9 protein-coding genes are annotated in these 13,045 nt (G+C 60.6%); 3 read left to right on the top strand and 6 right to left on the bottom strand.

Going from position 1 to position 13,045, the window contains the following annotated elements:
• Positions 1-6: 6 nt before the first annotated feature.
• The 3 genes from M0D67_RS19875 to M0D67_RS19885 all read right to left on the bottom strand — a co-directional run bounded on the left by M0D67_RS19875 (position 7) and on the right by M0D67_RS19885 (position 5,378).
• Positions 7-3,192, bottom strand: coding sequence for an efflux RND transporter permease subunit (locus tag M0D67_RS19875; RefSeq protein WP_266239426.1), 3,186 nt, complete (start codon positions 3,190-3,192; stop codon positions 7-9).
• A 74-nt stretch (positions 3,193-3,266) separates the two neighbouring features.
• Positions 3,267-4,478 (bottom strand): efflux RND transporter periplasmic adaptor subunit, encoded by a 1,212-nt coding sequence (locus M0D67_RS19880; RefSeq protein WP_154566781.1) that lies wholly within the window; start codon positions 4,476-4,478, stop codon positions 3,267-3,269.
• A 45-nt stretch (positions 4,479-4,523) separates the two neighbouring features.
• Positions 4,524-5,378 carry an alpha/beta hydrolase gene (locus M0D67_RS19885; protein WP_093634909.1) on the bottom strand — a complete coding sequence of 285 codons (855 nt, stop codon included), beginning with the start codon at positions 5,376-5,378 and terminating at the stop codon, positions 4,524-4,526.
• A gap of 174 nt (positions 5,379-5,552) precedes the next feature.
• Between M0D67_RS19885 and M0D67_RS19890 the strand changes: the two genes are divergently transcribed.
• Together M0D67_RS19890 and M0D67_RS19895 are read left to right on the top strand one after the other, a co-directional pair.
• Positions 5,553-6,557 carry a LysR family transcriptional regulator gene (locus tag M0D67_RS19890; protein WP_154566782.1) on the top strand — a complete coding sequence of 335 codons (1,005 nt, stop codon included), beginning with the start codon at positions 5,553-5,555 and terminating at the stop codon, positions 6,555-6,557.
• A gap of 223 nt (positions 6,558-6,780) precedes the next feature.
• The gene (locus M0D67_RS19895; RefSeq protein WP_154566783.1) at positions 6,781-7,089 is read left to right on the top strand and encodes a DUF4148 domain-containing protein; all 309 of its coding nucleotides are present in this window, start codon (positions 6,781-6,783) and stop codon (positions 7,087-7,089) included.
• 870 nt (positions 7,090-7,959) lie between these two features.
• On the opposite strand, the gene M0D67_RS19900 is transcribed toward M0D67_RS19895, so the two are convergent.
• Both M0D67_RS19900 and M0D67_RS19905 read right to left on the bottom strand, forming a co-directional pair.
• Positions 7,960-9,378, bottom strand: a complete 1,419-nt coding sequence (locus M0D67_RS19900) for an IS66 family transposase (protein WP_266239427.1) — start codon at positions 9,376-9,378, stop codon at positions 7,960-7,962.
• Positions 9,379-9,551: 173 nt separating this feature from the next.
• Positions 9,552-10,625 carry a purine nucleoside permease gene (locus M0D67_RS19905; protein WP_266239428.1) on the bottom strand — a complete coding sequence of 358 codons (1,074 nt, stop codon included), beginning with the start codon at positions 10,623-10,625 and terminating at the stop codon, positions 9,552-9,554.
• Positions 10,626-10,895: 270 nt separating this feature from the next.
• Here M0D67_RS19905 and M0D67_RS19910 point away from each other — a divergent pair, with 270 nt between their 5' ends.
• Positions 10,896-11,876: an aldo/keto reductase gene (locus M0D67_RS19910; RefSeq protein ID WP_266239429.1), complete on the top strand. Its 981-nt coding sequence runs from the start codon at positions 10,896-10,898 to the stop codon at positions 11,874-11,876.
• Positions 11,877-11,990: 114 nt separating this feature from the next.
• On the opposite strand, the gene M0D67_RS19915 is transcribed toward M0D67_RS19910, so the two are convergent.
• A complete protein-coding gene (locus M0D67_RS19915) occupies positions 11,991-12,896 on the bottom strand; it encodes a cation diffusion facilitator family transporter (RefSeq protein WP_171928331.1) in 906 nt (301 codons plus the stop codon).
• Between the last annotated feature and the right edge of the window lie 149 nt (positions 12,897-13,045).

Consider the following 13,045-nt stretch of genomic DNA (forward strand, 5'->3'; position numbering starts at 1 on the left):
TTCTCCTCAGGCGTCCGTCACCGGCGCCCCAAGGTGCGGCGCGTCTTTCTGCGCGACGTGAATCGTCCCGCCCGCCAACGTACGCAGCACCACATAGAACACAGGGGTCAGCATCAGGCCGAACAGCGTCACGCCGAGCATGCCGAAGAACACTGCGATACCCATCGCATGACGCATCTCCGAACCCGCTCCACTCGAGAGCACGAGCGGCACCACACCCATGATGAAAGCGATCGACGTCATCAGAATCGGACGCAGACGCAGGCGGCTCGCCTCGATCGCCGCCGCCAGCGGCGTACGCCCGTCATGTTCGAGTTCGCGAGCGAACTCGACGATCAGAATCGCGTTCTTCGCCGACAGCCCCACCAGCACCATCAAACCGATCTGCGTGAAGATGTTGTTGTCGCCACCCGTGAGCCACACACCGGTCAGCGCGGATAGCACGCTCATCGGCACGATCAGGATCACGGCGAGCGGCAGCGTCAGGCTTTCATACAACGCGGCCAGCACGAGGAACACGAGCAGCACGCTGATCGGGAACACCCACAGGCCCGCATTGCCGGCGATGATCTGCTGATACGTCAGGTCGGTCCATTCGAGCTTCACGCCGTGCGGCAAGGTTTCCGCCGCCACGCGTTCGGCCGCGGCTTGCGCCTGGCCCGACGAGAAGCCCGGCGCCGGACCACCGTTGATGTCGGCAGCCGTATAGCCGTTGTAACGCACCACCATTTCCGGACCATACGTCGGCGTCACCGTCACCAGCGACGACAGCGGCACCATGTCACCGGCAGCATTGCGCGTCTTCAATTGCAGGATGTCGTCGGCACGTTGACGGAACGGCGCGTCAGCCTGCACCCGCACCTGATACACGCGGCCGAAGCGGTTGAAGTCGTTCACATACAGCGAGCCCAGATAGATCTGCATCGTGTTGAACACGTCCGTGACCGGCACGCCGAGTTGCTTGGCTTTCACGCGATCCAGGTCGACGTTCAATTGCGGCACGTTGATCTGATAGCTCGAGAACGTCGGTCCGAGTTCAGGCGTTTGCGCTGCCTTCTTCACGAACGCTTCCGCAGCCTTGTTCAACTCCGCATAGCCCACCGCGCCGTGATCTTCCAACTGCATCTTGAAGCCGCCCAGCGTACCCAGGCCAAGCACAGGAGGTGGCGGGAACACCGCAACGAACGAATCCTTGATCGCGCCGTACTGGTGGTTCAACGCACCGGCAATCGCACCGGCCGAGAGTTTCTTGTCGCCACGTTCCTTGAAAGGCTTCAACGTGACGAACACGATGCCCGCGCTCGAACTATTGGTGAAGCCGTTCACCGACAGGCCCGGGAACGCCACCGCGCTTTCCACGCCCGGCTGCTTCAAGGCAACCGCGCTCATGTCACGGATCACCTTTTCCGTGCGATCCAGCGACGCGCCGTTCGGCAGTTGCGCAAACGCAATCAGGTATTCCTTGTCCTGCGCCGGCACGAAACCGCCCGGCACGACGCGCGAGATCAGCACCGTTGCACCCAGCAGGATCGCGTAGACCGCGAGCATCGCACCTTTACGGCCCAGCACGCCTCTCACGCCACGACCGTACTCCGCCGAGCCGCGATGGAACACCTTGTTGAAGCCCTTGAAGAAGCGACCCAGCACGCGGTTCATCACACGCGTCAGGAAGTCTTCCTTGGCGCCGTGGCCACGCAACAGCATCGCGGACAAAGCCGGCGACAAGGTCAGCGAGTTGAACGCCGAGATCACCGTCGAGATCGCGATGGTCATCGCGAACTGCTTGTAGAACTGGCCCGTCAAACCGGTCATGAAAGCGAGCGGCACGAACACGGCAACCAGCGTCAGCGCGATGGCGATAATCGGCCCGCTCACTTCCTGCATGGCCTTATAAGTCGCATCGCGCGCACTGAGCCCGCTTTCGATGTTCCGTTCGACGTTCTCCACCACCACGATCGCATCGTCCACCACGATCCCGATGGCCAGCACCATCCCGAACAGCGACAACGCATTGATCGAGAAGCCGAACGCCAGCAACAGCGAGAACGTACCCACAATCGACACCGGTACCGCAATCAACGGAATGATCGACGCACGCCAGGTCTGCAGGAACACGATCACCACGATCACCACCAGCGCGATCGCCTCGAGCAGCGTGTGAATCACCGCCTCGATACTCGAGCGCACGAACTGCGTCGGGTCATAGACGATCTTGTATTCGACGCCTGCCGGCATGTCTTCCGCCAGCTCCTTCATTGCGGAACGGACCTGGTCGGAAATCGCGAGCGAGTTCGCACCCGGCGCCTGGTTGATAGCGAGCGCCACAGCAGGCTTGTTGTCGAGCAGCGAACGCAGGCCGTATTCCGACGCCGCGAGTTCGACACGTGCGATATCCCGCAGGTACGTCACGCCGCCATCCGGCGCGGTTTTGACGATGATGTCGCCGAATTCGCCCTCAGTCTTCAAACGGCCACGCGCATTCACCGACAACTGCAGTTGCGTGCCCGGCACCGAAGGCGATGCGCCGATCACACCGGCTGCCACCTGAATGTTCTGCTCGCGGATCGCGTTGACCACTTCGGTCGCGGTCAAACCACGCTGTGCGACTTTCTGCGGATCGAGCCAGACGCGCATCGCGTAGTCGCCCGAACCCCACAACTGCACTTCGCCGACGCCCTGAATCCGCGCCAAGCGGTCCTTGACGTTGAGCAACGCGTAGTTGCGCAGGTACGTCATGTCGTAGCGATTGTTCGGCGAGATCAGGTGGACCACCATCGTCAGCGTCGGCGAGCTCTTGATGGTCGTGATGCCAAGCCGTTGCACGTCTTCCGGCAGGCGCGGCAGCGCCTGGTTGACGCGGTTCTGCACAAGTTGCGTCGCCAGGTCCGGATTGGTGCCGAGCTTGAAGGTCACCGTCAGCGTGAGATTGCCGTCGCTATTGGCTTGCGACTGCATGTACAGCATGTTCTCGACGCCGTTGATCTGCTCTTCAAGCGGCGCCGCAACGGCCTCCGCGATCACTTTCGGATTGGCGCCCGGATATTGCGCGTGCACCACCACCGAAGGCGGCACGACTTCCGGGTACTCCGAAATCGGCAGCTTGAAGAGCGAAATGATGCCCCCCAGCAGGATCAATACCGATAACACACCGGCAAAGATCGGTCGATCGATGAAGAATTTGGATATGTTCATGGGAAGCTCTTAACGTTGGAGCATGCGCCCGCTACGGCCAGTCAACATGACTGGGCAAGCGCGGCGCACGGGGCTCACGAATTCTTGTCCGCTGCTTTTGCCCGCGTCTGCGCAAGCGGCGCGCTGTTCGGATCCTGATCGGTGGTCATCGGCACCATGTGAGCGCGCACTGCATCGCCCGGACGCACCCGCTGGACACCGTTCACGACGATCCGGTCGGTTGCCTGCAAACCGCCCTTGACGACGCGCAGGTTGCCCTGCATGCCGCCCACTGCGATTTCCCGGTACACGACGTGGTTGCTCTGGTCGACCACCAGCACGAACTTCTTGTCCTGATCGGTGCCCACTGCGGCGTCGTCGATCAACAGTGCCGGATGCGGCTCGCTGCCGCCGACCTTCACGCGCGCATACAAACCTGGGATCAACGCACCGTCCTGGTTATCGAAGCGCGCACGCACCCGGATCGTGCCGGACGACGTATCCAGCCGGTTGTCGACGGATTCGATCGTGCCGCTGCGCGAGTAGCCGCTTTCATCCGCCAGCCCGAGGTCCACCGGCACCTTGCTGCCATCCTTTGCGCGGCTCAGGTACTGCAGGTAGGTCTGTTCGTCAACGTCGAACGATGCGTAGATCGGCGAAACCGACACCAGCGTGGTCAACGGCGCCGAGCTTGCGCCCGCCGACACCACGTTGCCCACCGTGATTTCCGCACGCGAGACACGGCCCGACACCGGCGCGACGATCTTCGTGTAGCCGAGATTGATACGCGCGGTTTCGACGGCGGCTTGCGCGGCCTTCAGGTTGGCGCTCGCTTCGCGCGCGGCGTTCTGCTTCTCGTCGTAGTCGCGCTTGGCGATCGCGTTGTCGGCGATCAGGCGTTGCGCGCGCTCCCAATCGCTTTGCGTATAGCCCGTACGCGCTTGCGCTGCCGCGACCTGTGCTTCGGTACGATCGACTTCAGCCGCGTACGGACGCGGATCGATCACGAACAGCGTGTCGCCCTTCTTCACGAGGGCGCCGTCCTTGAAGTTGACGGACACGATCGTGCCCGGCACTTGCGAACGGACGTCCACTTTTTCGACCGCTTCGAGGCGGCCGGAATAGCTTTGCCAGTCGGTAATGGTCTTTTGCACCACGGTGGCCACATCGACTTCCGGCACGATGGTCGGCGCAGCAGGCGAGCTCGCGTCGACGCGGATCGCGCCGAACGTGCCCAGTCCGGCCACCACGATGACAGCTAGCACGGCAATCGCCACACGGCGACGGGAAAGAGGAAGGATAGTCATGAGAAGCTCCCGGTATCGTTGATTAAAGTTTTGCTTATTGGTGTCTCAGCGATGGGCGCGCGCATCGAAGCGCCACTGAAAAAATCGCACCGCTTCCTGCAAGGCGGGCGGATGGTCGGCCAACGCGGCGTGCGAGACGCTGGGATAGCGGACCACCTGGGTCAGCACACCCGCATCGATCAGCCCGCTCGCGTATTTCTCCGCTTCCACATGCAGCACGTCGTTTTGCGCCGTCGCGATCAGCGTGGCCGGCAGGCCCGCCAGGCGCGACGATTCGAGCGGTGCGGCATACGGATGCATGCGCTGCGACGCTTGCGGCAGATACGCGCGATAACACGCCGCGCATTCCTTCGCGGTGATATCTGAGCCGAGGCGCTTTTCGTCGCCGAGGCGCGTCAGGCTTGGATCGAGCATCGGTCCGAACAGCGCTTGCGCCGCAATGCGCACGTCGCCGCGATCACGCGCGATGAAAGCGAGGCAGTTGGCCAACTGCCCGCCGGCATCGTGGCCCGCCACGCCGACCTTCTTGCTATTCCCGCCAAACGCGCGTGCTCGTGTCTGCACCCACAGCGCCGCGCGATGTGCGTCTTCAGGCGCCGCCGGAAACGGAAACTGCGGCGCCAGCGAATAACCGACCGAAACGACCAGAGCCGGTAAGTGTTCTGCGAAATAACGGGCGGCGAAGTCGGCCTGATCGATCGAGCCCTTGGTAAAACCGCCACCGTGGAAATAAAGCAGTACCGGCAGTGCGGTTTTCTGTGCCTGGCGGTACAAACGCAACGTAATGTCCTGTGCGTGCCCTTCGATCTGCACGTCAGTGACGTCGAGTGCCGTGCTGTCAGCCTGTGCCGGGCCGCTGCCGGCGGGCACAAACGAGTACGGCGGTTTAAATGCATCCATGTCGAGCCGCGCAATGCGCATAGAACTTCAATGGTGCGAATTGTGGGTTCGGCAGACTCGTAAATAAATGCCTATAATCCGGCAACACAATTCGGCGCCCCTGAACAATCGAACGCGATTGCTCTGCGGATTCGATTCCTGCTCAGCGCGCCCGCCCCTTTTAGGAGGTTTGCAATGGACCGGCTTCAGGCCATGCAAGTGTTCACGCGCGTCGTCGACACCAACAGCTTTACCCGCGCGGCGGAAACGCTCGACCTGCCACGCGCATCAGTTACCACCATCATTCAGAACCTCGAAGCGTTCCTCGGCACGCGTTTGATGCACCGGACCACGCGGCGTTTGTCGCTGACGCCGGACGGCGCGGCGTATTACGAACGCTGCGTGCGCATCCTCGCGGACGTCGAAGAGACTGAGGCCAGCTTCCAGAGCGGCAATAAAAAGCCGCACGGCAAGCTGCGCATCGACATGCCGGGATCGATCGGGCGTTTGCTGGTGATCCCTTCGCTGTGTGAATTCCACACGCGTTACCCGGACATCGACCTGCAGCTCGGATTGACGGACCGGCCCGTCGATCTGTTGCAGGAAGGCGTGGATTGCGTGGTGCGAGTGGGCGCGCTACAGGATTCCTCGCTGGTGGCGCGCCGTATCGGTTTGTTCGAGGGCGTGACATGCGCGGCCCCCAGCTACATCGAGCGTGCGGGCATGCCGACTTCGCTCGAAGACCTCGAGAATCACAAAGCGGTCAATTATTTTTCGAGCCGCACGGGGCGCACGATCGATTGGGCCTTCATGGTTGATGGCAAAGAAGTCGAAGTGAAGATGAAGAGCATTGTGTCGGTGAACGACGCCGATGCTTACGTAACGTGCGGCCTGGAAGGCTTCGGCCTGTTTCAGCCGGCGCTCTTCATGGTGCTGCCGCATCTGCGTTCGGGTCAGCTGGTTGAAGTGCTGCCGGAGCTGAAGCCTTTGCCGATGCCGATTTCCGCAGTCTATCCGCACAGTCGGCATCTGTCGCCTAAAGTCCGTGTTTTCGTAGACTGGATTGCCGAGCTGTTCGACCGCTGCCCGTTGCTCAGCGGACGCGGCAGTCTCGACGCGATGTGCACGAAGCGTACTTTCGAAGAACGCGAATCTGCTCCGATACTCGACACGCCGGTGATAACGGAGTGGGTTGCCTGATTCGCGTGAGTTGAAGTACAGAATATGGAAAAGTGAATTTCAACCGCGGCTCTAATGCCGCGGTTGCCCCGCAGTAACCGGGTTACACGCACGTCGTCACGATTGTTCCTGATTCGCGACAATTCATTTCGCGAAAGTGCGATTTATCCGCATCACTTCGAAGTCTACATTTCACCCTGTCGCAGCGCCGCTCGTGCTGCAAACGAATCGACAGGAGTGAATCATGAAGCGCAATCTCTTAGCAGGTCTGGCTCTTTCGCTGCTTGCCAGCGCACCGGTGTTTGCTCAAAGCAACGGTGGGGGCATTGGGCATGCCGGCACTTACCAAACGTTGCCCGCGCCGACTACCGTCGGCAAAACGCGTGCTGAAGTTAACGCTGAGCTGGTCGCGGCGTATCGGGATGGTTCGTTGCCTGCGTTGAATCGTACGTCGTACCCGAATAAAGGTCTGATTGGTCAGACGCAGGCTGCGCGCATTGCATTGCAGGAAGGGACTGGTGGCGACGTTACGCGCGTCGCCAACGGGCAGTAAGGCGAATGCGCCGCGATGATTCGGTTTCCAAAAGAAATTTTCATCGCGGTGGGTTGTTTGCACTCTTTACGAAGGAGCATGTTATGACACCGTCTGAACTTGATGATTGGGATGTAGATGTGGGGGCGTGGACGCCTTATCGGGCGCCGCAGCGGTAAAGGTTTGGTTTTTGTTTTTAGCCTTCGCGGCGCTTTTTGTCAGTGCTCTAGGGGCTTTGGCCTTTCCTTGATTTGTTAGTGGTCTATTAGCGGTGCCCCTGTGCGGGGCGGCACCTACTTTTCTTTGCATGCCGCAAAGAAAAGTAGGCGAAAGAAAGCGGCTCAAACCGCTGCTAAGTGGGCACCGTGGTCTGCTGCGGGTAGTGGTGCATCTGGAATCCGTGTTCTCGCACATTCCGCGCTAGTGACAAAGGAGTCATCAGCTCCCACTCCGCACTGCGTGCGTCGCGGACGGGTTTGCACGGGAAACCACGGGCTTCGGTTGAGGTAGCGGGGACCATCGGCTTCGCCTCGGCGAGGTGTCTCTGCACTCACCCGGCACCCCCTTACTTCAAACGATATGTCGGTGTCCTGCAATCACGGTTCCGGTTGCAGTTCCAATCACAATCGCGATGGCGTTGGTGACAGCGGTGCAATGGCAAGCCACGGTCCGGTGGCGAGGCGTGAACGCCAAAACGTAGCGGGTGGTTTGATGAAGTACGCTTCGGCGCGCGCAGCGCCGCCGGAAGTATGACGCCCTTGTCACTGGCGTATGCAGGTGCACGAACACAGATTCCAGATGCACCACTACCCCTGGCAAACTACGGTGCCCACTTAGCAGGAGTGGTTTGAGCCGCTTTCTTTTGCCTACTTTTCTTTGCGGCATGCGTAACTATTCAGCGGCAGTCAGAGGCGAAACGACGAATCCGGCAAAGCTCAAGGCCAGCGCATCGATCAGCGAACGGTTCTGTTTGCGCAAGGTGGCGAGGTAGGAGCGGATCGTGCAGAACGCCTCCATACCCGATATCGCGCGGAAGCACCCCGAGATTTTCTGTTTGAGTTTGGGCATGCGGATATCGCGTTCGGCCTGGTTGTTGTCGAACGGTACGCGGTGATCGGCAATGAAGCGCCATACCTCGCGCGCATGCCTGTGAAGGCGTCCGAGCAGGTTGTAGGTAAAGCTTTGCCTGATCCTGCCGCGAAGTTCCTTGCGCGTGGGCTCACGTGCCTGCTGCGGATTGAGCCTGCGCGCCTGGGCGATCAGCGTCCGGCTGCGTCGCGCGTAATAGCGTTGGCGCGATTGACCCAGCGCTGTGTTGCCTGAAGCCAGACTGAGGTCGACCTCGCGCTTTGCCTGGCAAAGCAGATCAATCATCTGCTGGGCCCAGGCTTGCTCGGTGGACTCCAGTACAAACACCAGTTCGCGCAGATGGTGGGCATTGCACAGCGCATGTTCACACTCATACTGCGCGTAGGCTGCCCAGCCGTCATGCACGGCGATTCCCGCAAAGCCGGGCAGAATGCCGAAGCTGTCCAGCGCCTCGCGACCGCGCTTGTTGTGCGCGCCATACCAGCTCAGCGCGCGCGTCGAGGCGCTATGCAGCCAGTGAGTCTTGCGTCCCACGCGCATGCAGCTCTCATCGAAATGCACCACGGGTTGCTCACGCAGCGCCTGGCTGATCTGTTTGACCGCCGGCGTCAGCAACCGGGCGGCCTGGTCAATGCTGTGCTGTACGGTTCCCGTACTCACCCGCAGGCCGAACAGGTCTTCCAGCGCCTGGGCCGTACGCCCCACAGGCAACTGCTGGTATTGCGTCAGATAGACCGCCGCGGCGCGCACCTGGGGACCATACTGCACCGCCTGGCTCACGCCCTCGGGAAACACCCCCGAATGGTGCTTGCCGCAGCGGCACTGTGCGATCTGCACGCGATGCTCGGTTACCTCAAAGCGCGTGGGCGGCAGATCGATCACCTGACGTCCCTCGGGCAACACGGCAATGCTGGCTGACTCGATGCTTTCGCCGCATGCATCGCATACCGGCGCTACCGGGTGAATCTCGATGTGATCAGGCCGCGCTACGCGTTTGAGCGTCTTGCCCTTGTGCCCCGGTTGCGCGCCAGGCTTTGCCCCGCTCATGCCACGCAATGACTTCGGCTTGCGCTGCGGACCGTCACTTGACGGCGGCTTGCTGGAGTTATGACTGTCCTTCTCAAGCTTTGCCTCAAGCTCGTTCAGACGCCTCACCAGATCAACGATGAGTGCGTCCTTCTGCTCCGGTGTCAGGTCCTTGATGTCAGGCATCTTTGTCATGTCCTTCACTATGCAGAGCCTGGTGGCAGTTTACAAGCGCTGAATAGTTACGCGGCATGCAAAGAAAAGTAGGTGCCGCCCCGCACAGGGGCAACGCTAATAGACCGCTAACAATTCAAGGAAAGGCCAAAGCCCCAGGAACACGGACAAGAAGCGCCGCGAAGGCAAAAAAGCTACCTCTTTGGTACCCCCTCCCGCCACTCCCCCCAATGAGTGGCAATATCCTGCACAAGCGGATTCCCAGACCTGTAAAGGTTCTCAATAGCAATCGTAAAGCCCCCTTGCGCAGCATAGTTAAGCAGATTATCCGCACTAGTCTGCCCATCATATGGCCGATCAAAATCGGACCCAGCCCGCAGCACCGCAACGCGATTCAAATCAACCTTATGCACCGAGGCCGCGCGCTTAAGCGCCTCATACGTCGCGTTATCCTCCTGCTGCGTCGTGCAATACACACCATTGCCATCCGTCAGAATCTTGGTCCAATCCCGCGCCCGTTGCCCAAGCAGCGTCCCCGACCACCATGTATCGCCCGCGAGCGTGTCGCACTGAATGACAGTAGGCGGCCGATTCGCAGGCGCATACGAATACTTGGCCCGCGCAGCCTGCGCCTGAGCGTTATCTGACAGCACAACGCTGCGCGACAAGGCAAACGCCGTATCGGCTAGTTGGGTATTCAACTGAAACACCTCCGTCCGATAGTCGAGCGGCGGCTTGGCCGTCGGACTCGTGGTATTGATCCCGAGGTATCCGGTATTCCAGCCAGGCGGAATCTCCCGCCCATCGATCTCCCACTGAATCCCGAAGTCGACCAGGTACTTCGCCCACGCGGCGGATCCGACCGTGCCTTGCTGCGGATCGATCCCGGCAATCCCCGCCACCATAAAGTACGTATGCCGCAAATCGAACCGCGGCGAAAAGGTCAACGCCATGATCGACGCGGCAGCGTTGCTATGCCCCATGCCAGTCGTCATGACACACACGTCCTGCTTATTGCAATGAACCGTCGGGTAGTCAGGCGATAAGCCATCGACCGTAATCTCGCGCCATGGACCAAGCCGATCGAGCCATACTTGCCCTTCCGGCCCGAACATCGAAATGATCATCACCTTGACCGGCCGCCCGTGCGAGCCGCCGTCGCCTTGCGAGAAACCGTCGTTGTCGTCCGCGCTGGCAGGGCCGGATGTAAAGGCGGCGCATGCCGCGAGTGCAATGGCGGAGATTGCGCCAAGTGTGCGAGTCAGCATCGTGATCCTTCCTTTTTGCTTGTGATGCAGATTGGGAGAAAGGCCGCTTTCAAGCCGAAAGAAGTATAGATGCGAAGAAATTATTTTCCACTACGTATTGCAGCAATTCACCCACCGCGATTGAACTCCGCCGACCCGCGCGTCCGATTGGCCCTTCAGCCCTTCAGCCCTTCAGCCCTTCAGCCCTTCAGCACGTCAACGCGTCCGTTCCTATAATGGGAGGTCGTCAGCACGCACCGCGTTTGTGCACTTCAACACAGGAGCACCTCGATGGATTATGTGAAACTGGGCCGCACCGGCCTCGATGTATCGCGTCTTTGTCTCGGCTGCATGAGTTACGGCGTGCCCGCTCGCGGCACCCACTCCTGGTCGCTCGACGATGAAGCGGCGCGCCCCTTTATCAAGCAGGCGCTCGACCACGGTATCAATTTCTTCGATACCGCCAACGTTTACTCGGACGGCACCAGCGAGGAAATCGTCGGCCGCGCATTGAAGGACTTTGCGAAGCGCGACGAGATCGTGCTGGCCACCAAGGTGAATAGCCGCATGCATCCGGGCCCGAACGGCGCGGGTCTGTCGCGCAAGGCGATCATGGCGGAAATCGACAACAGCCTGAGGCGTCTCGGTACGGATTACGTCGATCTGTATCAGATCCACCGCTGGGATGACGACACGCCGATCGAAGAAACCATGGAGGCGCTGCACGATGTGGTGAAGGCAGGCAAGGCGCGGTATATCGGTGCGTCGTCGATGTATGCGTGGCAGTTCGCCAAGGCATTGCATGTGGCTGAACGCCATGGCTGGACGCGCTTCGTGACGATGCAGAACTTCGTGAATCTGCTCTATCGCGAGGAAGAGCGGGAGATGCTGCCGCTGTGCGAAAGCGAGGGCATCGGCGTCATTCCATGGAGCCCGCTTGCACGCGGACGTCTGACGCGCGACTGGAACACTGAAAGCGCACGCTCCGAGACCGACGAGTTCGGCCGCACACTGTACGCACATACCGAAGACGCGGACCGCCGGATCGTGGAACGCGTCAGTCAGATTGCGAAAGAACGCGGTGTGCCGCGTGCGCAAGTCGCGCTAGCCTGGGTGTTGCAGAAGAAGCCGATTACCGCGCCTATCGTCGGCGCGACCAAGCTGCATCATCTCGACGATGCGGTCGCGGCATTGTCGCTGAATCTGAGCGCGGACGAGATCCGTCAATTGGAGGAGCTGTACGTGCCGCATGCGGTGACCGGTTTCAAATAAGCGGCCAATGCACCGGGCAGCAGACGCGAAAGTAAGGGCCTTCCTAAGCGGAGACACTAGCGCGATCCGCTGGCCCCGAGTGAACCGTACGTACCAGGCAACCGGGACAAAGCATCAAACCCGCGGCACGTCCGGTTCGAAAAACACCCAGCGCACTTGCGGAAACGCCTCCTGCAAGTCCGCTTCGATCACGTTGATCGCATCGACCATCGCGCGGCCGCTCGCGTAGTCGATCATTTCCGCTTGCACCGCCACCACCACGTGGCGACCCCACTGCAGCGTAATCATGTTGATGATGCTGCGAATCTCGGAGCGGCCGCGCAGATGCGTCTCGATTGCGCGGCGCACTTCCGGGCTCGCCGATTCGCCGACGATCATCGACTTCACTTCGCGCGCCACCAGCCACGCAATCACCATTAGCAACACGCCGACGCCGATGGAGCCCAGTGCGTCGTAGACTGGATTGCCAGTCACCATCGTCAGCAACACGGCAATGAAGGCGATCGCAAGACCCGCCAACGCGGCAATGTCCTCGCCGGCCACCACCAGCAGTTCGGACTCGCGCGTTTCGCGAAACCAGCGCCACAGGTGTTTGTCCGGATGCGACTTGCGGATCTCCTTCACCGCGCCCCACAACGAAAGCGTTTCGAGCACCACCGAAACGCCCAGTACGACGAGCGCCACATAGGCGTACTGCAAAGGCTCGCGCGCGAATAGACGATGCACGCCTTCGTACACCGAAAACGCGCCGCCGACAAAAAACAGCAGCAATGCCACCAGCAGCGAATAGAAATTGATCTCGCGGCCACCGCCCATAGGATGCAACGGGCTCGCCGGCTTGCGCGCTTCACGCAAGCCGAATAGCAGCAGCAACTGGTTACCGCAGTCAGCGGTCGAGTGAATGGCTTCGGCGAACATCGAGCCGGAACCAGTGAACGCGGCAGCAGCGAACTTGCAGATAGCGATGCCGAGGTTGGCGGCAAGCGCATAGAAAATGGCTTTCGGCGATTCTTCTTTCATCGTCGTTGCGAGGGTCCGTGAGTTTGCAGAGCGCTTTCAGTTGGCAATAGTTCGTATTATGGACATGCCAACCGGCATGCGTCCAACCCCGGCGCTGTTCCTCGCCGGGTTCTGTGACGTATGCAGCACATCTGCCCGCTCTCGCGCTC

Source organism: Paraburkholderia sp. SECH4 (assembly GCF_030511745.1).
GTDB classification, from domain to species: domain Bacteria; phylum Pseudomonadota; class Gammaproteobacteria; order Burkholderiales; family Burkholderiaceae; genus Paraburkholderia; species Paraburkholderia madseniana.

Bases quoted from the DNA above. Each gene is read 5' to 3' on its own strand.
- M0D67_RS19875 (WP_266239426.1), bottom strand. From the start codon at position 3,192: ATGAACATATCCAAATTCTTCATCGATCGACCGATCTTTGCCGGTGTG.
- M0D67_RS19880 (WP_154566781.1), bottom strand. From the start codon at position 4,478: ATGACTATCCTTCCTCTTTCCCGTCGCCGTGTGGCGATTGCCGTGCTA.
- M0D67_RS19885 (WP_093634909.1), bottom strand. From the start codon at position 5,378: ATGGATGCATTTAAACCGCCGTACTCGTTTGTGCCCGCCGGCAGCGGC.
- M0D67_RS19890 (WP_154566782.1), top strand. From the start codon at position 5,553: ATGGACCGGCTTCAGGCCATGCAAGTGTTCACGCGCGTCGTCGACACC.
- M0D67_RS19895 (WP_154566783.1), top strand. From the start codon at position 6,781: ATGAAGCGCAATCTCTTAGCAGGTCTGGCTCTTTCGCTGCTTGCCAGC.
- M0D67_RS19900 (WP_266239427.1), bottom strand. From the start codon at position 9,378: ATGACAAAGATGCCTGACATCAAGGACCTGACACCGGAGCAGAAGGAC.
- M0D67_RS19905 (WP_266239428.1), bottom strand. From the start codon at position 10,625: ATGCTGACTCGCACACTTGGCGCAATCTCCGCCATTGCACTCGCGGCA.
- M0D67_RS19910 (WP_266239429.1), top strand. From the start codon at position 10,896: ATGGATTATGTGAAACTGGGCCGCACCGGCCTCGATGTATCGCGTCTT.
- M0D67_RS19915 (WP_171928331.1), bottom strand. From the start codon at position 12,896: ATGAAAGAAGAATCGCCGAAAGCCATTTTCTATGCGCTTGCCGCCAAC.